General features: G+C 65.3%; 16 protein-coding genes. 9 read left to right on the top strand and 7 right to left on the bottom strand.

All coding sequences use genetic code 11. The features are described from left to right. Positions 1-86: 86 nt before the first annotated feature. The 6 genes from LDO54_RS07560 (at position 87) to LDO54_RS07535 (ending at position 11,443) form a co-directional block, all read left to right on the top strand. Entirely contained in the window at positions 87-1,580 is a 1,494-nt protein-coding gene (locus LDO54_RS07560) for an aldehyde dehydrogenase (RefSeq protein ID WP_224008791.1), read from the top strand. A 23-nt stretch (positions 1,581-1,603) separates the two neighbouring features. After that, the gene (locus LDO54_RS07555; RefSeq protein ID WP_224008789.1) at positions 1,604-2,566 is read left to right on the top strand and encodes a VOC family protein; all 963 of its coding nucleotides are present in this window, start codon (positions 1,604-1,606) and stop codon (positions 2,564-2,566) included. After that, the gene (locus LDO54_RS07550) at positions 2,563-3,804 is read left to right on the top strand and encodes an NAD(P)/FAD-dependent oxidoreductase (protein WP_224008787.1); all 1,242 of its coding nucleotides are present in this window, start codon (positions 2,563-2,565) and stop codon (positions 3,802-3,804) included. The genes LDO54_RS07555 and LDO54_RS07550 overlap by 4 nt, the downstream gene beginning before the upstream one ends. Positions 3,805-3,854: 50 nt before the next feature. Next, a complete protein-coding gene (locus LDO54_RS07545) occupies positions 3,855-5,258 on the top strand; it encodes an MFS transporter (protein WP_224008785.1) in 1,404 nt (467 codons plus the stop codon). Positions 5,259-5,664: 406 nt separating this feature from the next. Further along, a complete protein-coding gene (locus LDO54_RS07540; protein WP_224008783.1) occupies positions 5,665-10,800 on the top strand; it encodes an AAA family ATPase in 5,136 nt (1,711 codons plus the stop codon). Positions 10,801-10,939: 139 nt separating this feature from the next. Continuing rightward, on the top strand, positions 10,940-11,443 hold the full coding sequence (locus LDO54_RS07535) for a DUF3455 domain-containing protein (protein ID WP_224008758.1): 504 nt from the start codon (positions 10,940-10,942) through the stop codon (positions 11,441-11,443). Between the two features lie 21 nt (positions 11,444-11,464). Here LDO54_RS07535 and LDO54_RS07530 read toward each other — a convergent pair whose 3' ends face one another. Then, a complete protein-coding gene (locus LDO54_RS07530) occupies positions 11,465-13,786 on the bottom strand; it encodes an LPS-assembly protein LptD (protein WP_356789172.1) in 2,322 nt (773 codons plus the stop codon). Positions 13,787-13,932: 146 nt separating this feature from the next. Beyond that, positions 13,933-14,325 carry a hypothetical protein gene (locus LDO54_RS07525; protein ID WP_224008754.1) on the bottom strand — a complete coding sequence of 131 codons (393 nt, stop codon included), beginning with the start codon at positions 14,323-14,325 and terminating at the stop codon, positions 13,933-13,935. Positions 14,326-14,792: 467 nt separating this feature from the next. On the opposite strand from LDO54_RS07525, the gene LDO54_RS07520 reads away from it, so the two are divergent. Further along, positions 14,793-15,704: a glycosyltransferase family 9 protein gene (locus LDO54_RS07520; protein ID WP_224008752.1), complete on the top strand. Its 912-nt coding sequence runs from the start codon at positions 14,793-14,795 to the stop codon at positions 15,702-15,704. Positions 15,705-15,771: 67 nt separating this feature from the next. Here the strand turns inward: LDO54_RS07520 and LDO54_RS07515 are convergent, their stop codons facing one another. Both LDO54_RS07515 and LDO54_RS07510 read right to left on the bottom strand, forming a co-directional pair. Next, complete coding sequence (locus LDO54_RS07515) at positions 15,772-16,491, bottom strand: response regulator (RefSeq protein ID WP_224008750.1); 720 nt, start codon at positions 16,489-16,491, stop codon at positions 15,772-15,774. Continuing rightward, positions 16,488-17,996, bottom strand: coding sequence for an ATP-binding protein (locus LDO54_RS07510; RefSeq protein WP_224008748.1), 1,509 nt, complete (start codon positions 17,994-17,996; stop codon positions 16,488-16,490). The genes LDO54_RS07515 and LDO54_RS07510 overlap by 4 nt, the downstream gene beginning before the upstream one ends. A 274-nt stretch (positions 17,997-18,270) precedes the next feature. Here LDO54_RS07510 and LDO54_RS07505 point away from each other — a divergent pair, with 274 nt between their 5' ends. Beyond that, complete coding sequence (locus tag LDO54_RS07505; protein WP_224008746.1) at positions 18,271-19,008, top strand: response regulator; 738 nt, start codon at positions 18,271-18,273, stop codon at positions 19,006-19,008. 356 nt (positions 19,009-19,364) lie between these two features. Next, positions 19,365-20,510, top strand: coding sequence for a porin (locus LDO54_RS07500; protein ID WP_224008744.1), 1,146 nt, complete (start codon positions 19,365-19,367; stop codon positions 20,508-20,510). A 74-nt stretch (positions 20,511-20,584) separates the two neighbouring features. On the opposite strand, the gene LDO54_RS07495 is transcribed toward LDO54_RS07500, so the two are convergent. Genes LDO54_RS07495 through LDO54_RS07485 form a run of 3 tightly spaced genes read right to left on the bottom strand, consistent with a single transcriptional unit; the run spans position 20,585 to position 24,526 of the window. Next, a complete protein-coding gene (locus LDO54_RS07495; RefSeq protein WP_224008742.1) occupies positions 20,585-21,829 on the bottom strand; it encodes an acyl-CoA dehydrogenase family protein in 1,245 nt (414 codons plus the stop codon). A gap of 34 nt (positions 21,830-21,863) precedes the next feature. After that, positions 21,864-23,285, bottom strand: coding sequence for an NtaA/DmoA family FMN-dependent monooxygenase (locus LDO54_RS07490; RefSeq protein ID WP_224008740.1), 1,422 nt, complete (start codon positions 23,283-23,285; stop codon positions 21,864-21,866). Then, positions 23,282-24,526, bottom strand: coding sequence for an ABC transporter substrate-binding protein (locus LDO54_RS07485; RefSeq protein ID WP_224008738.1), 1,245 nt, complete (start codon positions 24,524-24,526; stop codon positions 23,282-23,284). Before LDO54_RS07485 ends, LDO54_RS07490 begins: the two co-directional genes overlap by 4 nt. Between the last annotated feature and the right edge of the window lie 2 nt (positions 24,527-24,528).

Here is a 24,528-nt window from a genome sequence, read left to right as displayed (position 1 = left end):
GGCGAACGACGCATCGGCAGTGATGGAAGGCGATACGTGTGCAAATGCACAGGTATCGCCGGCAATGAAACAAAGAGACCTCTGACATGACTCCCTTCGATACGAGCCTCGTTCCCAACGGCGACATTTTCGTCGGCGGCGAATGGCGCCAGGGCCGCGCCGCGCCCTTCGCGAGCGTTTATCCGGCCGACCAGTCGCTCAACATGGAGGTCTCGACGGCGAGCGCCGAAGACGCCGCCGAAGCCGTCGAAAAAGCGCACGCCGCCTGGAAGCAGGGCGCGTGGTCGGGCATGAAGCCGCATCTGCGCGCGCTCGTGCTCTATCGCATCGCCGACCTCATCATGCAGCGCCACGAAGCGCTCGCGCAATTGCAGCGCCGCGACAACGGCAAGCCGATTGGCGAAACGCGCGTGCTGGTGGCGAGCGCCGCGAATACGTTCCGCTATTTCGCGGCCTGCCTCGAAACGCTCGATGAGGAAGTCACGCCTTCGCGCGGCGACTATCTGACGATGAGCGTGTACGAACCGATTGGCGTGGTCGCGGCGATCACGCCGTGGAATTCGCCGATCGCGTCTGACGCGCAGAAGCTCGCGCCCGCGCTCGCAGGCGGTAACGCGGTGGTGCTCAAGCCCGCCGAAGTCACGCCGCTGATCTCGCTCGCGCTCGCGCGCATCTGCGAGGAAGCGGGCGTGCCGAAGGGCATCCTGAGCGTGCTGCCGGGCAAGGGCTCGGTGATCGGCGACGTGCTCGTGCGCCATCCGCTCGTGCGCAAGGTCTCGTTCACGGGCGGCACCGAAGTGGGCCGCGGCATCGCGCGCATCGCCGCCGACAAGCTCATGCCGGTCTCGCTCGAACTGGGCGGCAAATCGCCGACCATCGTGTTCGAAGATGCCGACATCGATCACGCGATTAATGGCGTGCTATACGGAATCTTCAGTTCGTCGGGCGAGGCGTGCATCGCGGGTTCGCGCCTGTTCGTGCAGCGCTCGATCTACGACACGTTCATGAAGCGCCTCGTGTCGGCCGCGCGCGAATTGCGCGTGGGCGATCCGTCGAACGAGAAGACGCAGATGGGTCCGCTGATCACGCCGAAGCATCGCGAATCGGTCGAGCGTTACGTGGCGATCGGGCTGGAGGAAGGCGGCCGTCTGCTGTGCGGCGGCGAGCGTCCGGTGGGCGAGGGCCGCGAGCAGGGCTGCTTCTATCAGCCGACGATTCTCGAAGGTCTGACCAATCGCGCGCGCATCTGCCAGGAAGAAATCTTCGGGCCGGTGCTGGTGGCGATGCCCTTCGACGACGAAGCGGCGCTCATCGAAGAAGCCAACGACAGCGTGTTCGGTCTCGCCGCCGGCATCTGGACGCGCGACTACAAGCGCGCGTGGCGCGTCGCGCGCAAGATCGAGGCGGGCACTGTCTGGATCAATACGTACAAGCTGTTTTCGATTTCCACGCCGTTCTCGGGCTGGAAGGAAAGCGGCATGGGCCGCGAAAAAGGGCGGCTCGGCATTCGCGAATACATGCAGCAAAAGAGCCTGTACTGGGGCTTGAATGACGCGCCGCTGCCCTGGGCCAACGCCTGAGCGCGCGCAACGGAGCAATGAACATGACGATTCTCGGCATCGAACAGATTACCTACGGCGTGACGGATCTCGCCACCTGCCGCCGCTTTTTCGCGGACTGGGGCCTGAAGGAAACCGCACACGACGAAACGCGCGCGCGCTTCGAAACGCTCAACGGCTGCACCGTGCTAGCCGTGGACGCGAACGACGCGTCGCTGCCCGCCGCCTTCGAGGAAGGCCCGACGCTGCGCGAAGTGGTGTGGGGCGTGGCGACGCGCGAAGAACTCGACGCGCTGCGCGAACGCCTCAAGGGCCAGCCCGGCTATTACAGCGATGAACGCGGCGTCGGCTGTTTCGACCCTGCGGGCATGGCGATTCGCGTGGAAGTGACGCGCAAGCGCGAACTCGACGTGACGGGTTCGCCGTCGAACGTCTGGGGCCAGACGCTGCGCGTGGACACGCCCTCGCCGATCTACGAACGCGCGGAGCCGGTGGAAGTGGGCCACGTGGTGTTCTTCACGAATTGCCTCGCGCAACAGGAAGCCTTTTATCACGAGCTGCTCGGCTTCGAGACCTCGGACCGTTATCCGAATCGCGGCGCGTTCATGCGCTGCGCGCCGCACGGCGGTCACCACGACCTGTTCCTGCTCGCGCTGCCCGACGGCAAGAAGGGTTTGAATCACGTGGCGTTCACGGTGCGCGACATTCACGAAGTGTTCGGCGGCGGTCTGCATATCAGCCGCTGCGGCTGGACCACGCAGCTCGGCCCGGGCCGTCATCCGGTGTCGTCGGCGTACTTCTGGTACTTCAAGAATCCGGCCGGCGGCCTGATCGAGTATTACGCCGACGAAGACATGCTCACGCCCGAATGGCAGCCGCGCGAATTCGAACCGGGCCCGACGGTGTTCGCCGAATGGGCGATCGACGGCGGTCTCGACGGCAATACGCGCCGCCAGAAGAACGCCGAAGCGCCGAAGGGCAAGTTCATGACGGAGCGTAAGCCATGAGCGACGCGATCGAATCCGGCGAACACGCTTCGCCGCGCACCGTCGTCGTGATCGGCGGCGGCCAGGCTGCGGGCTGGGTCGTCAAGACGCTGCGCAAGGAAGGCTTCGCGGGCCGTCTCGTGATGATCGCCGACGAAACGCATCTGCCCTACGAGCGTCCGCCGCTCTCGAAAGCGGTGCTCGCGGGCGAAGCCGATATCGAAACGGTGCGTATCGCGAAGCCCGACGAATTCGCGGCGCTCGATATCGAAGCGTGGCAACCCGACTGTGCGAACGCGATCGATCGCGCGGCGCACACGGTCACCACGCGCTCGGGCCGCACGGTGAAATACGACAAGCTCGTGATCGCCACGGGCGGCGCGGCGCGCAAGCTGCCCGCGAGCGTCGCAAAGAGCGCGCACGTGACCTATCTGCGCACGCTCGACGAAGCGATGGCGCTGGGCGAACGCCTGCGTCGCAGCCAGCGCGTGCTGGTGGTGGGCGGCGGCTGGATCGGCCTCGAAGTGGCGGCCACGGCGCGCAAGCTCGGCGTCGCGGCCACGGTGATCGAAGGCGCGCCGCGTCTGTGCGCGCGTTCGCTGCCGAATGAGGTGTCGGACTTCCTGCTCGACCTGCATCGCGCGAACGGCGTGGATGTGCGCCTGAACGCGGCGCTCGTCTCGCTCGAAGACAACGCCGAAGGCGGCGTGCGCGCGACCTTCGCGGACGGCAGCACGCTCGACGCCGACTTCGCGGTCGCGGGCATCGGCCTCGCACCGCATACGGCAATCGCGGAAGCGGCGGGCATCGCGGTGCAGGACGGCATTGTCGTCGACGAATTCGGGCAAAGTTCGGATTCCGATGTATTCGCGTGCGGCGACGTGGCGAATCATCCTAATGCGTGGCTCAAGCGCCGCGTGCGTCTGGAGTCGTGGGCCAACGCGCAGAACCAGGCGATTGCGGCGGCGAAGGCCGTGCTGGGCGTGAAGGAGCCGTATGCGGAAATTCCGTGGTTCTGGTCCGACCAGTACGACGTGAACCTGCAGATTCTGGGCGACCTGCCGCCGGGCATCGCGCCCGTGCTGCGCGGCAATCTCGCGGAAAAACGCGCGACGCTGTTCTTCGTCGAGGACGGCCATCTGCGCGGCGTCATCGCGATCAACTCGGCGCGCGACCTCAAGCTCGCACGCAAGTGGATGAACCAGGGCCGCGCGGTGGACGTCGCGGCGCTCGTCGACACCAGCAAGGCTCTCGCCTGACGCGCTCGGCACTACACAACGGACCTCACATACGGGATGGGATCACAGGCATGAGAACCCTCGACAACACCCTCGGTCATCGCGGCGGCGCCGCGGTCGGCGAGTCCATCACGCGCGGTTCGATCATCGCGCGGCTCGAACGCATGCCGGCCAACGCCATGCAGGTGCGCGCGCGGATCCTGATCGGCCTCGCCACGTTCTTCGACGGCTTCGACGTGATCGCCATCGCCGCGACGCTGCCGATCCTGATCCAGAAGTGGCACCTCACGCCGTGGGAAATCGGCTTTCTGATCGCCTCGGGTTCGGTCGGCCAGTTGTTCGGCGCGTTCCTGTTTCCGTGGCTCGCGGAGCGTCATGGCCGCGTGCGCGCGATTGCCTGGAGTTCGGGCATCATCGGCGTGACCAGTATTGCCTGCGGGTTCGCGCCGAGCTTCGCGGTGTTCGCGGCGCTGCGCGTGATTCAGGGCTTCGGGCTGGGCGGCGAACTGCCCGTGGCGGCAACGTATATCAACGAGGTCAGCCGCGCGCATGGCCGTGGACGCTTCGTTCTCCTCTACGAGATCGTGTTCCCGATCGGCCTGCTCGCGTCGAATGCGCTGGGCGCGTGGATCGTGCCGCGCTTCGGCTGGCAAGTGATGTACTTCATTGGCGGCATGCCGCTGATTCTGTTCTTCGTGCTGCGCAAGCTCGTGCCGGAATCGCCGCGCTGGCTCGCCGAACGCGAACGTCTGCAAGACGCCGATCACGCCGTGAGCGCGTTCGAGCGCACCGTGAAGGGTCCGCTGGAGCCCGTCACGAACGCGGCGGAATTCGACGCGCTCGCCAAGCGTCATCCGAAGCGCAGCGTGAAGGATCTGTTCGGCCCGGCGTACCGCAAGCGCACGATCGCGGTGGCGATGCTGTGGATGACCTGCGGCTTCATTCAATACGGTCTCTCGACCTGGCTGCCGACGATCTATCGCAGCGTCTACCACGCGCCGCTGCAACTGGCGCTCAATCTCGCGGTGGCCGCTTCGGTGCTCGGCGTGCTGGGCTCGCTCACGTGTGCGCTGCTGGTGGACAAGGTGGGCCGCAAGCCCATCATCAACGTCTCGTTCGTGCTGTGCGGCATCTCGCTGGCGCTGGCCGGGATCTGCCACGCGATGTCGGTCTATGTGGTGGCGACGTTCTGCGCACTGGCGCTCGGCCTGCTCGCGAGCGGCTTCATCACGGCCTACGTGTACACGCCGGAGTTGTATCCCACCAGCATCCGCGCGCTCGGTTGCGGCGTGGGCGGCGCGTGGCTGAAGATCGCGGCGATCTTCGCGCCCACCATCGTGTCGAAGACGATGATCGGCGGCAATCTCGACGTCGCGTTCTATATTCTCGCGGCCGTGCCGCTGCTCGCGGCGGTGGCGGTGCATTTCCTCGGCATCGAGACGAAGGGCAAGGTGCTCGAACAACTCGAAGCGTAAGTCTTCGCTTCACAGGTCGCGCCGGTGCAATGGCGCGGCCAGTCAAAAGCGCGGTAGGCCAGTGATGGCGCTACCGCGCTTTTTTATTTAAATCAGCGCTTTATGGCCTATGCCCGATTGGGCGCGCGACATAAAGCGGACATATTGCCGATACACGAGGCGGTTAATCTATGAAATAAACGGCGTAATGCGGGTAATGGCGCGCCGCCATTCCGGCTTTATTCGATATTCACGTGTTGCGTGATTTCTCTTTATGCGTAAGCCAAGGGTAAGATACGCCATTTGCATGGCGTTTATCGCTTGAGCGTGCGCGGAAGTTTGCGTACATCGCCATGACGAGACGAATGAGAATAAGGCCCGGACGATATCCGGCAAAAGGCTATCCGGCACAAGGCGCAGAGGATAAATGGTCAATGTCATTCCCGAATCCGCCGCGGACTGGTCCCGTGCGCGATTCGTACTGATTCAGGACGGCGCGCCGCGGCTGTATCGCATCGTCACGCCGGAAGAGTCGGTGCTGGCCGCCGTGCCGTCTGCGCCCGACCCGGTGGCCGCGCTCGTTCGTCTGCGCTACGAGTATGGCATTCGCGCGAGTCTCGATCCCGACTTCGCGCTCCATCCGATTCAGTTCGTCGTGCACAATCAGGCGCCCGCGCTGTTGCTGTACGATCCGGGCGGCCAGATGCTCAGCGAGGCGTGCCACGCCGCGATGCCGGTCGCCGCCTTTATCCGGCGCGCCGTGAGCATGACGCAGTCCTTGGGCCTCGCGCATCTCGCCGGGCTCGTGCACGGCGCGTTGCGGCCCGCGAGCATCATGCTCGACGCCGCCGGCGACCGTGCCTGGCTGACCGGCTTCTCAGGCAGCGAGACCGCGCCCGAGATCGAAAAAGACGTGCTCGATTACGCGGCGCCGGAAGCCACGGGGCGCATCGACCGCGTCGTGGACGCGCGCTCGGATCTTTATTCGCTGGGCTGCATTTTTCATCGCATGCTGACCGGCGAGGTGCCGTTTCCGAATCTCACGGCGTCCGAGGCGATGCACGCGCATCTCACGCGGCGGCCGTTCGAAGGCGGCCAGTCGGCGGACACGCACGCGCGGATTCCCGACAAGCTCAAGGCGATCGTGCAGCGGCTGCTCGAAAAGGAGCCCGCGCAACGTTATCAGTCCGCCGCGCATCTTGCGAAGGACTTGCTCGACGCCGACGAGGGCACGACGCGCGCGCACGCCTTCACGCGACAGTTGAAGATCCGGCCGTCGCTGGGCGTGCCCGATTCGCTCTATGGCCGTCGCCGCGAAATCGAACAGTTGCTCGCCGCCGCGCGCGATGCCGCGCTCGAAGGCGGCCCGCCGCTGATGCTCGTGGAAGGTCCGGCGGGCATCGGCAAGACCGCGCTCGTGCAGCACGTGCGCAAGCGTCTCGCGGGCGCGGGGCACGAGTTCGCAACCGGCAAGTGCGAACAGGCCGATGGCGCTGCGCCTTATGCGAGCATCGCGCGCGCCCTGCATTCGCTGCTGCGCCACGTGCTCGGCTATGCGCCCGCCGAGTTCGAGCGCGTGCAGCGCCGCCTGCGCGACGCGCTCGCCGACGACGCCTCGATCGTCACCGCGGTCTTCCCGGAACTCGCGCGCGTGCTCGGCCAGTCCGAACACCAGCGCGCGGTGTCGGCGCACGCGGAAAAGCCGCGCTTTCTCGACGCGATGTCGAAGCTGATGCGCGCGTTCACCGAACCGGGTAAGGCGCTCGTGCTGTTTCTCGACGATCTGCAATGGGCCGATCGCGACACGCTCGAAGTGCTCACGCATCTGATCGGTCAAAGCGGCAGCGAGCGCGTGCTGTTTATCGCCGCGCTGCGCGATAACGAAATTCGCACGGACAACCGGCTCGTGCAGGCGCTGCGCGATGGCGCGCATTCGCATCGGGTCGCGCTCGAACCTTTATCGAGCGACGATCTCGAACAATTGATCGAGGCGATGCTGACGGGCCACGTGCAGCAGTTGCGCGAATCCGTCGATCTGATCGGCGCTTATACGGGCGGCAATCCGCTGTTTGCGATTCAGTTCGTGCGTTCGCTCGTCGACGACAGCGTGCTCGAATTCAACGAAGCGCGGGGCGAATGGCAGTCGAGCGTGGCGGGCATTGCCGAGCGCGCGAGTTCGTCGAGCCTGATGGAACTGCTGACCGAAAAAATCGCCGCGCTCGCGCCGTCGACACAAGCTGTCTTGCGCTCGGTTGCGCTGATCGCCAAACCGGTGCCGCTGAAAATGCTCGCCGACGCTGTGGGCAGCGATCCCGCGCGTCTCGAAGTGTCGCTGCGGCTCGCAATGGACGCCGCGCTGATTATTCTCGACGAAGATCTTTACACCTTCGCGCACGACCGCATTCGCGACGCCGTGTATTACGGCATGAGTCTCGAAGAACGCGAGGCGGGCCATTTGGCAATTGGCCGCCGTTTATTCGATTGCACGAATTATCTCGCGTCGTCGAGCAGTTTATTCGTGGTCGCGAATCAGTTGAATCTCGCGGCGCGGCTCGTGGTGGCGCCCGAGGAACGCGAGCGATGCGCGCGCCTGAATCTCGATGCCGCGCAGCGCGCCATTGGCGCGACCGCTTATGCGTCGGCGATGGTTTATCTGGCGGTGGCCCAGGGCTTCGCGCAAGGCAGCGCGGCAGGCGAACCGCTCGACGCGCTGATTGCGCTGCGGCTCGGCGAATGCGAGTTTCTCTGCATGGAAGTCGCGGCGGCGGCGCGCCGGCTCGCCGCCGTGAATAGCGCGCTGCTGCCGCTCGATCTGCGCGCGGAGCTGGCGCGTTTGCGCGTGGCGATGCACGTGACGATCGACGAATCGGCGACCGCGCTCGATATCGGCCTGCAATATGTGCGCGACGAAGCGGGCATCGTGCTCGCGCGCACGCCGACCGATGCCGATATCGATCGCGAATTCGCGCGCTTCAAGGCACTCGACGGCAATCGCAGCGTCGATGAACTCGCCGCGGTGCCATTGATGAGCGATCGCCGCATCTATATCGCCATGGACGTGCTTACCGATCTCGCGCCTGCCGCGAAATTTCTGAGCCAGCGTCTCGCCGATCTGATGATGCTGCGCATGAGCACGTTGAGCCTCGAACACGGCCACTGCGATGCGTCCTGCTATGCGTATGTCGGCCTGAGCCAGATCGTCGGCGAACGTTATGGCGATTACGACACGGTGCGCCGCTTCGCGGCGCTCGCGATGCGCCTGCCCGCCGAACGCGCGCTGACGAAATTTCAGGGCCGCGTGCAGATGTGCTATGGCGCGATGAGCTTGCCGTGGACCGGTTCCGCGACGCGCGCGCGCGAGCATATCGAGGCGTCGATCGCGCTCACGGCGCGGCTCGGCGACGTCACGTATCTGATTTATTCGCGGCGCCATCTCGTCACCAATTATCTGTTTTGCGGCGCGCCGCTTTCGGACGTGCAGAAAGTGGTGGAAGAAGGTTTGCCGCTCGCGCGCCAGGCCGGTTTCGCGCTGGTGATCGACGCGTTTATCGCGCAGGCCTGGGTGGTGCAGGCGCTGCGCGGCTTGCCGATCGATATTGGTCTCGGCGCGCCGAGCCGCGATTTCGAACACGTGCTCGACGATTGCCTGACCGGACGCGTGCACCGCGATATCGCGGCGTTTTCGTTCTGGACGTATCGCTTGCAGGTCGCGTATCTGTTCGCCGACTGGCCGACCGCGTTGCAGGCCGAACAGGCCGCCGACGCCACGGCGTGGGCGTCGCGCTCGTTCCTCGAAATGCCGGACTTCGTGTTTTATAGCGCGTTGCTGCGCGTGGCGCTGAGCCGCCGCGCACAAGGCAGCGAACGCGAGACGCATCTGCAGATGGCGCGCGCGCGTCTCGCGACGCTGGAGCGCTGGTGTGCGCAAAGCCCGGAGAATTTCCTGAGCCGCGCCACGCTCGTGCGCGCGGAACTCGCGTCGGTCGGCGACGATCCGCGTCTCGCACAAAGCGATTACGAGGAAGCGATTCGTCTCGCCGATCACGCGCGCATGCTGCAATTGCAGGCGCTCTCGCGCGAACTGGCCGCGCGTTTTTCGGCGCAGCAACATTGGCACGCGGCGTCGCAAGGCTATCTGCATCAGGCGTGGAGCGCGTGGGCGTGTCTGGGCGCGGACACCAAATTGCGCGCGCTCGAAAGCGAATTTCCGAATCAGGGACTCGCGAGCGCCGCGCCGAAACAATTCGATTGGGCCGCCGCGCAAGGCGCGAATGTGCGCGCGTTCGATACGCAAGTCGTCTTGAAAGCGACGCAGGCCTTGTCGAGTGAAATGTCGCTCGCGAAACTGATCAACGTGCTGCTCGATACGGCGCTGCAATACGCGGGCGCCGATCGCGCGACGCTGTGCCTGATCGAAGAAGGACAACTCGATGTCGTCGCGCGCGCCACGTATACCGATGGCGCGGTGACGGTGGAAATCGAACGCGAGAGCGCGTCGGCCGACAGCGTTCCGATGTCGATCGCGTACTGGACACAGCGCACCTGCGAGCCGGTCGTGCTCGGCAATGCGATCGAGGATCAGAATTTCGGCCGCGACGCCTATATTCGCGCGTATCGGCCGCGCTCGGCGATGTGCGTGCCGCTCGTCAAGCAAGGCTCGCTTTCGGGGCTGCTGTATCTGGAGAATCGCCTGATCGCCGATGTCTTTACGTCGGCGCGTTTGCGCATTCTGGAAATGCTGTCGTCGCAGGCGGCAATTTCATTGGAGAACGCCAAGCTCTATCACAAGGTGGAGTCCGAGCATCAGAAACGCGTGGCGGTCGAACGGCATTTGCGCGAGGCGCAGGGCAAGCTCGAACGCGCGGGGCGTTTGTCGGTGATCGGCGAATTGGCCGCGTATATCGTGCACGAAATCAGTCAGCCGATCAGCGCGGTCAGTGCGTGTTCGCGCGCGGCGATCCGCTGGTTGAATCGCGAGGCGCCCGATATCGACGAAGCGAATTCGATGCTCGAACAGATCGCGCTCGATACGCAGCGCGCCGTCGATATCGTTGCGAGCGTGCGCGCGATGGTGAAGCAGTCGCATCCGAAATCGGAACTCACCGATATCAATGACGCGATTCGCGAAGTGCTGCGCCTGCTCAGCGATCAACTCGCCGATCACCAGATCGCGGTGCGCGGCAATTACGACACGCGTCTCGACATCGTGGCCGACCGCACGCTGATTCAGCAGGTGGTGATCAATCTCGTCATGAATGCGCTGGAAGCGCTGCGCGCCGTGAGCGGGCGGCCGCGCGCGATCGAGATCGATACGTCAGTCGATGAGGGCGGCACCTTGCACGTGGTGGTGGCCGATAGCGGACCGGGCATTCCGGGCGATCTGACCGCCACGGTATTCGATTCGCTGGTGACCTCGAAGAAGTCGGGCATGGGCATGGGCCTGTCGATCTGCAAGTCGATCGTCGAGGCACATGGCGGCGAGATCGAACTCGTGCGCACGGGCGCGAACGGCACCGTGTTCCGTTTTTGCATTCCGCCGGTCGAGCCGGCGGGCGCAGTGTGATTCGTTTTTTTGCCGAAAGCGAATCGAAGGAAAGCGCGCGGAAAAACACGCAAAGCAAGCGCGGAATAGCCGATGAAGCATGCGTGTTCTGCGTTCAGGGTGCACACTGTGCAGCCTGACCCACACGAGGAGCATCGGCATGATTCGTCTGTTACGCGTGAAGCGGAGCGTTTGCATGGTGGGCGCGCTCGCGGCGCTCGCCGCAACGTCTGCGTTCGCGGAGTCCATCGACGCCCCAGGCGCGCAAAAGATATTGAGCACCACCGCGTCGGGCGTGCAGATCTACACCTGCGAATACGGCGCGGATCACACGCTCGGCTGGACCTTCCAGCAGCCGCGCGCGAAGCTCTACGACGCGCATGGCGCGGCCGTGATCGAGCATGCGGCGGGGCCGTCATGGGCGGCGCCGGACGGCAGCCGCATCGAAGGCAAAGTGGTGGCGCAGCAGCCGAGCGCGACGCTGGGCAGCGTGCCGCAACTGCTGCTGCAAACGCATTCGACCGGCGCGCCGGGCCTGCTCGCCCCGGTGCGTTACGTGCAGCGCATCAACACGGTCGGCGGCGCGAAGCCGCCTGCGCCGTGCACGAGCGAGCACGAGTCGGGCAGCTCGCCCTATCTCGCGACCTACGTGTTCTACCAGTAATCGATCGAGCGTGAAGCGCGCTTACTGGTAGTCCGTGAATCGTGAAAGCGGCGTGATGTTGTTCGAGGACGGCGTGTAGCCCGGCACGCCTTCCTTGAACTGATTCAGCATGCCGTTGTCGACCTTCGAGAGACCGCGCAGTTCGAGCTGCATCATCACGCGGCTGCCGGTGCTCGGCACCGTCGTCGAACTGGTTTCGTTGGTGTATTTCTCGAACGCGATGCCGAGCGACCAGCAGTCCGCGCTGTACTGAAAGCCCAGCATGCCCGCGATCAGACGATGCACATGCATGTCGTAATTCACGCGCGCGACGCTGGAGAGGTGGCGCGTCAGCGGCCACTGGCTCGAGATGATGAACTGGCTGACCGGCTCGTTGTCGAGGGACGCATCGGCGCGCGTGTAGCGATACGCCATGTTGATGACCTGGCCCGGCGCGGGCTCCCATGAAAAGCCCGTGCTCGTGTGCGAGAGGTAGGACTTCGACTCGTTGTACTCGATCGCCTGCTCGGCCTTGAACGCGCTGCCAATATTGAGCGAGCTGCCTTCGATGATGCCCGTGCGCGTGAGGTCGGTGGTCGAGCCGTCGGCCAGCAGCGTCACGCGCGGCGTCGTGAAGTTGTATTGCTGCGCGAGCACGAAGCGCGCGGCTTCCGAGCCCGTTTGCGGGTCGATGAAACGCGTCGTGATGGCGGCGGTGATGCGATTGGCGTCGGCGATGCGGTCGTTGCCGACGAAGCTGTTGGTCGAGAAGATCTCCGCGAGGCCGAAGTCGCTTTCGGCGGTATCGAACAGCGGCGCGAAATTCTGGTTGCGGTACGGCGTGTAGACGTAGAACAGGCGCGGTTCGAGCGTCTGGATATACGAGCGGCCGAACAGCGTGACGCTGCGCTCGAAGGTCATGCCCGAGTCGAGGCTGAGCGTCGGCACGTTGACCGAGAAATTGCGCGGCTGGCCGGCGATCGGGCTGGAGCCCAGCGACGAAAGATCATAGGCCGCGAAGTGCCACTGCACCTTCGGCGTGATGTACCACGAAGGCCGCACGATGGGCGCCGCGAGGTAGGGATTGAAAACGAAGCGGTTGCCCTGCGCGACGTCGCCGCTCGACATCGTGAAGCGCGAGGCGTCGGCTTCCGCACCGAAGTCGAGACCGTCCACGTTGTAGCGCGCGTACTTCACGTTGATCTGCGGCTCGCGGTTATAGATCGTGTCGCCCGAATACTGCTGCCAGTGCTGTTCGCGCAGCAGCACGGACCACGGGCCGTTCGCGTAGCGCAGGCCGGCTTCCTGATCGTAGAGCGTGGTCGAGCCGAGCAGATACTGGCCCGACGAGGCGAGATCGGTGGTGACGTTCGCATCGGAGACGCGGTTGTAATTCACATACGCCGAGAATCCCGAGCCGATGTTCCAGTCGTGCTTGATCGAAATGTCGTAACGCTGCGTGTTCGTTAGGGCGTCGTGCGGCAGCAGCAGCGCCGAGATTTCGCCGGTGTAATCGCTGCCCATGTAGCGATAATCGGCCGTCATCAATTCGCCGCGCCGGCTGATGATCCGCGGCGTGAGCGTGAGATCGTAATTCGGCGCGAGATTGACGTAGAACGGCATCGTCAGGTCGAAGCCGCCCGACGAATTGAACGAGAACGTCGGCGGCAGCAGACCGCTGCGGCGGTCGCTCGACAGCGGGAACGAGAGCCACGGGCTCGCGAAGATCGGCAATCCCTGGAACACGAGCACGGCGTTGCGCGCGACGCCGGTGTCGCTGCCGCTGTCCATGTCGAACTGCGAGGCGCGCAAATACCATGCGGGTTCGCCGTCGCACTGGCAGGTCGTATAGGTGCCGTTGTGCAGCACGGCGCGCTCGTTGTCGATGAGGTCCGCGCGCGTGGCCGAACCCCAGCCGCCGTTCACCACGAAGCGGTAGCGCGGCGTGCTGATATAGCCTTGCTCCGCTTCCACCACCATGTGCGCATACGGGCCGAAGAAGCTCACGCCGCTTTGCGTGATGTCCACGTGACCATAGGCGTCGGCGGTGTCGGTGTCCTGAAAGTAATGGATCGCGTCGCCTTTCAGGACCGATTCGTAGCGGCGCAATTCGGCGTTGCCGTGCAGCGTGAAGTCGGTGTTGGTGGTGCTCGTCATCGAATCGCCGAGCGCATCGGTCGCGCCTTTCTGGCCACCTTGCAGCGGGTGCTCCTGCAATTGCGGATCGACGCGCAAGGCCCAGTCGTCGCCGAGCGCCGCAGGCTGCGCCGCTGCGCCCGAGAGTTGCGCGAGGGCGTGGGGCGGCGCGAATCCAGGCACGGCGATCAGCAGGGAAATCAGGGGCTTCAGGCGAAAGCCGCGCATTACGTCACGGATCAAGGCGGGCGAGATAACGAGGGAAGTGAGGAGCATCCGGGGCACGCGCGCGGCGCTCGCGCGCCGGCCCATGCCTCGGGGCGTTGCTGCCAGCGCGGGGCGGCTGGCTGATCGCGTTCAGCTTCGCGGCGCGCTCATTGCAGCCACGTCGGGCGCGAGGACAGCGCGGCTTCGTGATCGGCGGCGCTTTCGAGCGCTTCGACGATGCCGGGAATCTGCTCGCACGGCACCGCGAACGACAGGCCGGCCGTCATCGACAGACGGAAGCGGATGACGAGGTGACGCGTGCCGTCGAGCCGGCCGATCTCACAGCCGCGCGCGTGCATGACGGTGAACGACGGCGCGGGCGTCTTCTCGATGCGCTGGATCTTTTCCATCGCATTGGGCAGCGCGACCAGCAGGTCGTTGAACACGGAGCGATGCAGCGCGGCCGTGGCGTTGCCGTCGTGAATCAGCAGGAATTCGCCGTCCGCGCTCAGGTCGGCTGAACTGATCTTGCGCACGACCGCCGTGATGTCTTCAGCCATGCGTGCGTGCTCCCGCCGTTTGCGCGGCGCGCGGCATGACGCGCTCGCGGTTCGAGAAAAGGGAATGGGACATCGCGGGCAACCTGCGTGATTCAATGGCGCCACGATAGACGATCGCGCGCGCGTCCAGGTTACGACGGGCGTGCGTTCTCTTAATGCATATTTCAGTAAGCTGCCTGTACGGTTCGCGAATGGCAAATCGTGGATCGCGCGCCGTCGCATTCGTCCCGCGGTGCGCCGGGCCGCGCGACGAGCGGTTCCTTTCAGTGTCATCCGCTGTAACTTTCATGTAACCGATGGAAGATTTCGTCGAGCTAAGCTCGCGCCCGTTCTTCTAACTCTGCGGGGCGGGTTTCGGCGGTCAGTCAGCCGCCGACGGGGCCGCTCCGACTGGAATTGCGATGCGAGTTTTGCAGCCGGCCTCTCACGCGGCCGTGATCCCTTCTCCCGCGCTCGGCGACTCTCGCATGAACGCCTTGCCGCAAACCCCCCGCCGCGTGGCCGTGCTCGCCTCGCACGCGCTCGGCGACACGCTGTTGCTGATGGTGATCGTGCGCAATCTGCAACGGCACGGCATCGAGGTCGCGGTGTTCGGACGCGCCGCGCATTCGCTGCGCGACTGGTTTCCCGATGTCGACATCCGCCCGCTGCCCGATGCCAGACAATTGCCCGGCGTGCTCGAAGCGTGGGACGTGGTGTTGCAGATGCACGCGCATCAGCCGGTGCCCAATGTCGACGCGCTGCATCCGCGCGTGCGCTATGTCGAGGCGCTCACGGAAGACCCGCTGAACCGTCCGATGTTGCAGCGTTTCGCCGAGTTCTGCGAACGCGAATTCGGCGTGCACGACGTCGGCACGCACAACGGCATCGTGCCGCTGCCCGGCTTGCAGCATCGCGGCCACGTGCGCCGCGTGGTGATTCATCCCGAGGCGAGCACGCTCGACAAGCGCTGGCTGCCGCGCCGTTTCCTGCGCCTCGCGCGCCGTCTCGAACGCCAGGGTTACGACGTCGCCTTCGTGATGTCGCCCGACGAATTGAACCGCTGGAGCGAGCCGCTGCTCGGCCGCTTCGCGGTCCATACCTTCGCGAATCTGAACGACCTGGCGGCCTGGGTCTACGAGAGCGGCTGGTTTATCGGCAACGATTCGGGCATGGGGCATCTCGCGGCCAACCTCGGCATTCCCACGCTGAGCCTGTTCCGCCGCCGCGCGGTCGCGCAGCGCTGGCGTCCCGCGTGGGGCAATGCGCATATCGTGCTGCCGTGGCAATGGGTGCCGACGGGCCGCCTCAAGGAGCGCTTCTGGCGCGAGTCGCTGACGTGTGCGCGTGTGCTGTCCGCGTTCGCGCGCATGGCGAAAAGCGAGGCGTCATCGATGTGATGTGCTTGATTGATGCGGATGCATCAATCATCCATCAGGCGCACATCAGGCACGCATCAGGCGCACATCAATCGTTCACCGGCACCAGTTCGAGCCGATACCCCACGCCGTAGATCGAGCGCACCATGTCCTGATCGGGACGGATGCCCTGGATCTTGCGGCGCAGATTCTTCACGTGCGAGTCGATCGTGCGGTCGGCGACCACGCGATGATCGTCGTAGAGCGCGCGCAGCAGATAATCGCGCGCGTAGATGCGGCCCGCGCCCGCGTGCAGCAGCGCGAGCAGACGGAATTCGATCGGCGTGAGATGCAGGTCCTTGCCGTCGAGCCGCGCCGCGTGGTGCGTCACGTCGATCGAAAACGGCGACGGCATCTCGCCCGCCTCTTCCTGCTGCGCGCGCGCGAACAACTCGGCGCGGCGCAGGATCGCCTTCACGCGCGCCACCACTTCGCGCGGGCTGAACGGCTTGCAGACGTAATCGTCGGCGCCCAGTTCGAGGCCCAGCAGACGGTCGATTTCATCCACGCGCGCCGTGATGATCATCACTGGCACCGGCGAGAACGTGCGCAATTCGCGGCACACTTCGAGGCCGCTGCGGCCCGGCAGCATCAGGTCGAGCAGCACCATCGAGGGCGCATGCTCGCGCACCCAGGGCACGACGGCGCGGCCATCCGCGAGGACGTGGGTCGCGAAATCTTCCTTGGCCAGATAGTCGGCGAGCAGCGCCGCGAGCTTCGGTTCGTCTTCGACGATCAGGACGGAAGGCCGTGTAGTCGGTTCAATCATTGTGTGTACAGGCGAGGAAGTTGGACGAGGACGCGCAGGCCGCCGATCGGCGAGCGCGACGCCTCGATGGTTCCGCCGTGGGTTTCGACGATGCGTTTGCAGAGCGCGAGACCGAGGCCCGCGCCGCCGCTTTGCCGGCTGCGCGAAGGGTCGACGCGGAAGAAGCGGTCGAACAGATGCGGCAGCAGCGGGGCGGGCACGGGCGGGAACGAATCCTGGAAGTCGACGCTCACGTGCTGGTCGTCGGCGTGGATCGCGACGACCACGCGGCCGCCGGCATTCGTATAACGCAGCGCGTTTTCCAGCAGGTTTTTCCAGAGTTGCGTGAGACGGTACGGGTCGCCCGCGAGCGTGGCGTGGCCGGGACCGGGAACGAATTCGAGCGCGATCTGCTTGGCCGCGAGGCGTTCGCGGAACGCGTCGCACGAGGCCTCCACGATCGGCACGAGATCGAGCGGCACGGTTTCGAACGAGAGCTGGCCGATGTCGGCGAGCGAGAGTTCGTAGAGGTCGTCGATCAACTGGCTGAGCATGGCGACTTCGGCTTGCAGCGAGGCGATGGTGGCCGCGTCGGGGCGGCGCACGCCGTCCTCGATCGCTTCGAGTTCGCCGCGCAGCACCGAGAGCGGCGTGCGCAATTCGTGCGAGACGTCGGCGATGAAGTCGCGCCGGTTGCCCTCGGCTTTTTCGAGCGAAGCCGCGAGCCGGTTGAAGTCGTTGGCGAGCATCTGCAATTCGTCGCTGCCCTTGGCGGGCACGCGCGTGGCGTAGTCGCCGCCCGCGAGCCGGTGCGTGGCCGTGACGATGCGCTTGACCGGCGTGAGCAGCGTGCGCGCGAGCACGATCGAGACGGCCGCGGACAGCAGCGCGGTGAAGCCCACGATGATCCACGTCGCCTGAAGCTGGCGGTTCTTGAAGCGCTTCTCGGCCTGGTTGATGAGCGAGATCGGGCTCGCCACGGCGAGCCAGCCGACGGTTTGTCCGTTGACTTTGAGCGCCTGGCGGTCGGCGTCGGGCGGCGGCGGCGGGCCTTCGCTCACGATCGCCTTCATGTGCTGGTCGTAGAGCACGAACGGCGGGCGGTGCGGGCGCATGTGGTCGTCGAAATCCGGGCCGCCGGGCGGCGCGTTCTTGCCGCCGTCGCCCCGAAAGCCGCCGGGCGGCGGGCCGTCGGGCGCATGCGAGCCATTCTGATCACCCGGACCGCCCGGGCCGCCGGGACCGCCGGGTCCACCCTGGCCGGGCGGCTCGCCGGGCGGCGGCCCGTCGTCGAACGGCCGCTGGTGCGCGTACTTCTCGCTCGCGAAATCCCAGTTGCCGTGCTCGGCATAACCGGATTGCAGTTCGTTCACGAGCGAGGCCTGGTCGGCGGCGCTTTGCTCCTGAAGGAAGTCGATGAAACCGAATTCGAAACTCGTGCGGACCGCGACGCCCATGGCCACCGCGACCAGCACGCAGGCCGAAAGAATCGCGAGAAAGAGTTTGGAAGTGATACTGGCTTTCATGAGTGGCCCAACGGGGACGGATCGGCAAAGCCGACGGTTATCCGGTGGAATGGCGGTGTGAGATCTAATCGGTGTATTCGGTTTAATAGCCGCTATTTTCCACGAAGCGTACGGTCAGGACCGCATTGCCGGTGCGAATTCACATTTTCTCCAGATTTCCCATCTTTTTCCTGCACTTTTGTTCCGTATGATCCACCCCGTCGAATCGCGGCTGCTGGGTCCCAGCGCGTGATGCTTCAGTTGCTTTCAGCTTGACCTAGTGGGGGACGGATCGATGGACATTCATGTGCTGGTAGTGGAGCCCGATGAGGCTTACCGCGACAACCTGCGCGGCTATCTGCAACGCCAGCAGATCACCATGTCGGTGCTGTACGGCACCAAGGGGCTGGAGCAGCGCCTCGCGCGCGAGATGCCCTCGCTGATCCTGATGCGCCACGACACGCGCGACGTCAACGGCATCGCCGCGCTGCGCAGCCTGCGCGAATGCGGACATTCGGTGCCCGTGATCATTGTGAGCGAAAGCGGCGATGTGGCCGACAAGGTGCTGGCGTTCGAACTGGGCGCCAACGATTACCTCGTCGATCCGTTCGATCCGCGCGAACTGCTTGCGCGCATGCGCCACGCGCTGCGCTGCAAGATCGACCTGCCCGACGCGCCGCCGAAAAAGGCGCGCTACGAATTCGACGGCTTCGAACTCGACGCCATCGACAATCAGCTGTTCAAGAACGGCTCGCGTATTCCCGCGCCGCCGCTCGCGCTCGCGGTGCTCACGGTGTTCGCCGCGAACCGCATGCGTCCGCTTTCGCGCGAGCGCATTCTGAGCCAGCTCGACCGCAATTCGCAATTGCACGCGCGTAGTCTCGATGTGATCGTGTTTCGTCTGCGTAAATTGCTGGGCTTGTCGCCGTGCGGCCGCCAATATATTCAGACGCGTTATCGCGACGGCTATGTATTTTGTCCCGACGATGCGTTTCTCAGCGTAGGCGGCGTGGCGGTGGAAGCGAGCGCCTGAAGATGTTGAGCGGGTGTTGCGAGACGGCGAAGCCGTCGTCATCGCGCCACATAAAAAGCGGAAAACTCACTTTATAAAAGCTGAATAGTGCGCGTGATCCGGCTTTCATGCGCGCATTTCAGGCGCATTGTTCAACGTCGCGCATCGCGTGGAAACGCCTGACGCAAAACGCGTTTTTCGCATCGACCATCTCGCGCTCCACGCATGAAAAACGCATTCCCTCCAGCGTGAAATGCAATTCAAAAAGCGCGCAAAGAGCTTCGATTAAATGATGCGTTAGAAAAGCGATAGCCCCTCCCTAGCATCGATCAGACCTTGCACACCGCAAGGCTTGATACACGCTTTAGGGGTTCCGCTTGAAAACTAAAACATGGCTCGGCGCATTGACCGCCGCGCTGCTCTCATCGCACGCCTTCGCACAGAACTCGGTCACGTTGTACGGCATGATCGACGCCGGTCTCATGTACACCAACAACGTGAGCAAGTCCGGCCATAGCGGCGCGCTGTTCCAGGCCACCAGCGGCAACATCAACGGCAGCCGCTTCGGCCTTCGCGGACGCGAATCGCTCGGCGACGGCGTCACCGCATTGTTCGTGCTCGAAAACGGCTTCAACGTGCAGAACGGCAAGCTCGGCCAGGATAATCGCCTGTTCGGCCGCGAAGCGTGGGCCGGTCTCGCGAGCGAGCGTTATGGCTTTGCCGCCGTGGGCCGTCAATACGATTCGGTCGTCGATTATGTCGCGCCGCTCTCGGCCGAAGCGGGATCGTTCGGCAAGACCAGCTTCGCGCATCCGTTCGACAACGACAACCTCGCCGACACGCTGCGCTTCAGCAACGCCGTCAAATACGCGAGCCCGAATTTCGCAGGCCTGCAATTCGGCGGTCTCTACGCATTTTCCAACGACACCGACTTCAGCGCGAATCGTGCGTGGAGCGCGGGCGCGCGCTATACGCACGGTCCGTTGAGCGTGGGCGCGGGTTATTTGCAGATCGATCGCGCGGGCAGCACGAGCACGGGCGCGGTCGACGTCAGCGAATCGGCGGCGAATGGCGTGGGCGGCTTCACGTTGTCGGCGGCCGTGCAGCGCGTGGCGGCGGGCGCGATCCGTTACGCGTCGGGCGGCGCGTCGCTGGCCTTCGTGTACTCGCACAGCCAGTTCGAAGGCAGCACGGCGTTCGGCTCGGCGGGCGGCGACGTCCGCTTCGACAACTACGAACTCAATGGCCAATATCCGCTCGCGAACCATCTGAAGCTTGGCCTCGCTTACGTCTACACGGATGGTCACGTGTCGGACAGCAGCACCTACGGCAGCGATCCGAAATGGCAGCAGGCCGACGCGCAACTGGTCTACTCGTTCTCGAAGCGCACCGACGTGTACTTCGAAGGGATCTATCAGCACGTTGCGGGACATCGCTACGTGGCGTTCATCGATACGGCGGGCGGGGCGTCGTCGACCGCGACGCAGGTGGTCGCGACCGTGGGGCTGCGCACGCGGTTCTGATTGTCCACGCCGATCGACGTCGATGAATGGCGACGTGGATCGCCCCACGTCGCCATCTTTTGCGCAGCGTGCCGCTACGCGATGCCGATCCGCCATTGCCCCGCGGGCAGCGTGCCCTTCACCGCGAACTCGCCCACGACGCGGTCCTTGTAGATGCGCGGATTGTGCGAAGTGATGGTGCGCGCGTTGCGCCAGTGACGGTCGAGCGCCTGCGTGCGCAGCGTGGCGGACGCGCCGAGCGCGTCGAACACGTTCGCGGTCGCGTCCAGCACGAGTTGCGAGACCACGGTCTGGGCCTGCCAGATTTCGATTTCGGCCTCGGCAATCGCGGCGGTTTCGTGCGCCTGGCCCACCGCGCGCTCGGCGCGTTCGAGCGCGCGCGCCGCCTGCGCGACCGCCGCGCTCGCGGTCCACGCATGCGCGCGGATGCGGCCGATCACCTGCAACACCTGGGCGTCGTCGGCGGGACGCGCGGCCGGCGCGTGGCTGTAGCTGCGCGTGCGCGCCGCGACCTGCGCCGCCGCTTCGTTGGCCGCCGCGCGGTTGATGCCCGCGAGCGTCGCCAGATGCACGAGCTGATAAAAGCCCTCGGAATACGCGAAGGGCGCGCGTTCGGCGACGATCTCGCGTTCTTCCACGGGCACGTCGGTGAAGCGGCTCGTGCCGCTCGCCGTGAGGCGCTGGCCCATGCCGTCCCAGTCGTCGATCACCTCGACGCCGGGCGCGCGCCGGTCGATCGTCAGCGAAATCGCCGTGCCGTTTTCATCGCTCGCGCCGATATGAATCCAGTCGGCGAACAGCGAGCCGGTCGTGTAGAACTTCGTGCCGTTCAGACGCCAGCCCTCGGGCGTGCGCGTGACGCGCGTCGAGAACTGCGCCTGCTTTGCCTCGCCGGTTTCGGACCAGGCCGCGCCCGCAATCGCGCCGTTGGCGAGACGCTCGAACCAGCGCGCCTGGCGCTCGGGCTCGCTCGCGAGAATGTGTTCGACGAAGCCGAAATGCGCGCGCAGCGCCTGAGTGAGATTCGATTCCGCTTCCGACAATTCGATCAGCAGTTCGAAGAATTCCGGCAAGCTCAGGCCGAGCCCGCCATGCTCGCGCGGCACGCGCGCGGCGGTGAGGCGCGTCTCGCGCAGCCACTCGATCGCCTCGAAGGGCAGCGTGCGTTCGGTTTCGCGCGCGGCGGCGTGCTCGCGGATGCGCGCGAACAGCGGGCGGAACGTTGCGGCGATCTCCGCATAGCGTTCGGGAAGCGGCTCGCCCCAGGCGGGGCCGGTGACGATGCCGGGCGGCAGCGGCGCGGTGCGGTCTTGGCTCATGTCGATGAACTCCTTGATGGGTTGGACGCGTGGGTCAGGCAAGCGAGGCGGAAAGCGATGCGGCGCCGTGTTCCGCCCAAGGCCGCAGACGACGCGCCGGATGGCGGTCGGGCAGATGCGGCCCGTCGCGGAACAGCTTCTCGCGCAGCGTGCCGGGCGCGTACTCGCGCTGCATCAGGCCGCGCTTTTGCAGCACGGGCACGACGTGATCGACGAACTCGCTCCACCAGCCGAGCGTGGTCACGGGCACGACGTTGAAGCCCGCGACGCCCGCGGCGGCCCAGCGTTCGATTTCGTCGGCGATCTGCTCGGGCGTGCCCGCGAACTGCGCGGAAATGGTCTTGCGCAAGGCGTCGCCGAACGTGACCACGCCTTGCGGCGCGGCGTCGATGAACGCGCGCACGCTGCCGCGCGTGCCGTTCTGCTCGCGCAGTTCGGTCAGCGGCGTGGCCGGGTCGATGGTGGTCAGATCGACGCCGATGCCGCCGCTCCAGAACACAGCGAGCGCGTCGAGGCTGAACGAATCGAGAATCTCGGCGCGGCGTGCCTTCGCTTCGGCTTCGGTGCTGCCGATCACGGGCGAGAGCATGACGATCGCGCGGATATCGTCGGCGTGACGGCCGGCGGCCACGGCGCGGCGGCGCAGATCGGCGAGATCGTTGGCGGCGCTTTCGGGCGTGCGCGAAGGCAGGAACGTGACTTCCGCATGGCGCGCGGCGAAGTCGCGGCCCGCTTCGGACGAGCCCGCCTGGAACAGCACGGGCGTGCGTTGCGGCGAGGTTCGCACGAGATGCGGACCGGCCACGCGATAACGCGCGCCCACGTGATCGATCGCGTGCAGGCGCGCGGGATCGACGAGCGTGTCGCGCGCGGCGTCGGCGACCCACGCGCCGTCTTCCCAGCTCGCTTCCCAAAGCTTGTAGACCACTTCCGCGTATTCCTCGCCCCAGACGTAGCGCTCGTCGTGCGGCGGCAATTTGTCGAAGCCGTAGTTGCGCGCGGTGTTGTCAAGATAGGACGTGACGATATTCCAGGCCACGCGTCCCTCGCTCAGATGATCGAGCGTCGAGAGCTTGCGCGCGAAGCTGAACGGATGCTCCTGGATCACCGAACTCGTGACCGCGAAGCCGATATCGTGCGTCGCGGCCGCGAGCGCGGAAACGAGCGCGGCCGGATCGTGCGAGGGAAACTGCATGCCGGTGCGCGCGGCCTGCTGCCATTGACCGTTCGAGGTTTCGTAGAGGCCCGCGACATCGGCGAGAAACACCACGTCGAAGCAGCCGCGCTCGGCCGTTTTCGCGAGTTCGATCCACGGTCCGAGCTTGTGGAAGTCGAGCTGATGCTGACCTTGCGGATGACGCCAGAAACCGTGGCTATGATGATTGGGCGTGATGTGCGCGAACGCGTTGTAAATCAGCGGACGGCGCGCGCCGTTCAAATGCGAGTATTCGCTCATTTTCCTGTTGCCTCCGCGATCTGTTGTTTGCTCCAGGGCTGCACCGGCGTTTTCTGCCACGCGCTGTACGGCACCGCATCGTCGACCACTTCATGGCCGTCCTGCACGTGGCCCGCATAAGCCCAGATGTTTTCCTGGCGCGGCATGCCTTCGACCGGCGCGACGGCCGTGAAGTCGATCGGATGCAGTACGTCGGTCGTGAACTGCTTGTCGTTCGTGACGTAGTCGCGGAAGCTGTCCACGGTCACGTCCGGCAGCTTGCGGGCGATCTGCGCGAAGGTCCACACGGCGAGCCAGTCGGTCGTGGTCGAGCCGTCGGTCGGGCCTTTCACGTCGTGATGCGGGTCGTATTTGGCGAGCTGGCGCTCGTATTCGGCCCACGTAGGAAAGCGTTTCGCGTCCTCGCCTTTTTCGAGCGCGAGCGAATTCGGAAACGGCGCCTTGCTGAGCGCGGCGATCGTGGCGTCCTCGATCACATTGTTGCTGCTCACGAACGGAATCGTCAGGCCCTGCTGCGCGGCGGCTTCGACCAGCAGCGTCTGCTGCTCGGGCGGGTAGAGCATGCCGCCCCAGACGTCGGGCTTGAGCGCCTTGATCTTCGCGATGTACGGCGCGAAGTCGGTGGTCGCGGGCGGCACTTCGACGATCTGCACGTCGCTCACGCCCGCCTGCGCGTAGCCGAAGCGCGCCGTCTGCTGATAGGTCTTGTTGCCGAGCATCGACACATAGACCGCGCGCTTCGCGCCGAAGCGTTTCGCGCCCAGATAGGTGCCTTGCGCCGCGCCCGCCGCGTTGAGCGCGGTGATGAACGAAAGCGGATTGCGCACGTCGGACGGGTCGCTGCCCATCGGGAACCACGCGGCCATTTTCTTCGCGCGCAGGATCTTGTCGACGCCGTTCGCGCTGCTGCCGCCGATCAGCGTGATCGCGCCTTCGTCGGCGAGTCGGCGTGCGCACGCGAGGCTCGCGGCGGGCTGGCCCTTGGTATCGCAGATCTCGACCACGAGCTTGCGGCCGTTGATGCCGCCCTGATCGTTGACGGCGCGCGCGGCGATCTGCGCGACGCGGCCCGGATCGGTGACGGCGAACGGCGAGCCGCTCTGCGCGATGATGAAGCCGACCAGCACGGGCGGCTGATCGGCGGCCTGGGCCGTATCGATGGCCGCGCCGAACGTCGCGGCGGCGAGGCCGAGGCTCAGAGAAAGGGCGAGCGCACGAGGGCGCGGAAAGCGTGATTTCATGC

It is taken from the genome of Paraburkholderia tropica (assembly GCF_914484835.1).
In the GTDB taxonomy this organism is placed as follows: Bacteria; Pseudomonadota; Gammaproteobacteria; order Burkholderiales; family Burkholderiaceae; genus Paraburkholderia; species Paraburkholderia tropica_A.
This window is presented reverse-complemented; position numbering and strand designations above follow the sequence as displayed.

Coding starts and splice junctions, on each gene's coding strand:
- LDO54_RS07560 (WP_224008791.1), top strand. CDS start 87: ATGACTCCCTTCGATACGAGCCTCGTTCCCAACGGCGACATTTTCGTC.
- LDO54_RS07555 (WP_224008789.1), top strand. CDS start 1,604: ATGACGATTCTCGGCATCGAACAGATTACCTACGGCGTGACGGATCTC.
- LDO54_RS07550 (WP_224008787.1), top strand. CDS start 2,563: ATGAGCGACGCGATCGAATCCGGCGAACACGCTTCGCCGCGCACCGTC.
- LDO54_RS07545 (WP_224008785.1), top strand. CDS start 3,855: ATGAGAACCCTCGACAACACCCTCGGTCATCGCGGCGGCGCCGCGGTC.
- LDO54_RS07540 (WP_224008783.1), top strand. CDS start 5,665: ATGGTCAATGTCATTCCCGAATCCGCCGCGGACTGGTCCCGTGCGCGA.
- LDO54_RS07535 (WP_224008758.1), top strand. CDS start 10,940: ATGATTCGTCTGTTACGCGTGAAGCGGAGCGTTTGCATGGTGGGCGCG.
- LDO54_RS07530 (WP_356789172.1), bottom strand. CDS start 13,786: ATGCGCGGCTTTCGCCTGAAGCCCCTGATTTCCCTGCTGATCGCCGTG.
- LDO54_RS07525 (WP_224008754.1), bottom strand. CDS start 14,325: ATGGCTGAAGACATCACGGCGGTCGTGCGCAAGATCAGTTCAGCCGAC.
- LDO54_RS07520 (WP_224008752.1), top strand. CDS start 14,793: ATGAACGCCTTGCCGCAAACCCCCCGCCGCGTGGCCGTGCTCGCCTCG.
- LDO54_RS07515 (WP_224008750.1), bottom strand. CDS start 16,491: ATGATTGAACCGACTACACGGCCTTCCGTCCTGATCGTCGAAGACGAA.
- LDO54_RS07510 (WP_224008748.1), bottom strand. CDS start 17,996: ATGAAAGCCAGTATCACTTCCAAACTCTTTCTCGCGATTCTTTCGGCC.
- LDO54_RS07505 (WP_224008746.1), top strand. CDS start 18,271: ATGGACATTCATGTGCTGGTAGTGGAGCCCGATGAGGCTTACCGCGAC.
- LDO54_RS07495 (WP_224008742.1), bottom strand. CDS start 21,829: ATGAGCCAAGACCGCACCGCGCCGCTGCCGCCCGGCATCGTCACCGGC.
- LDO54_RS07490 (WP_224008740.1), bottom strand. CDS start 23,285: ATGAGCGAATACTCGCATTTGAACGGCGCGCGCCGTCCGCTGATTTAC.
- LDO54_RS07485 (WP_224008738.1), bottom strand. CDS start 24,526: ATGAAATCACGCTTTCCGCGCCCTCGTGCGCTCGCCCTTTCTCTGAGC.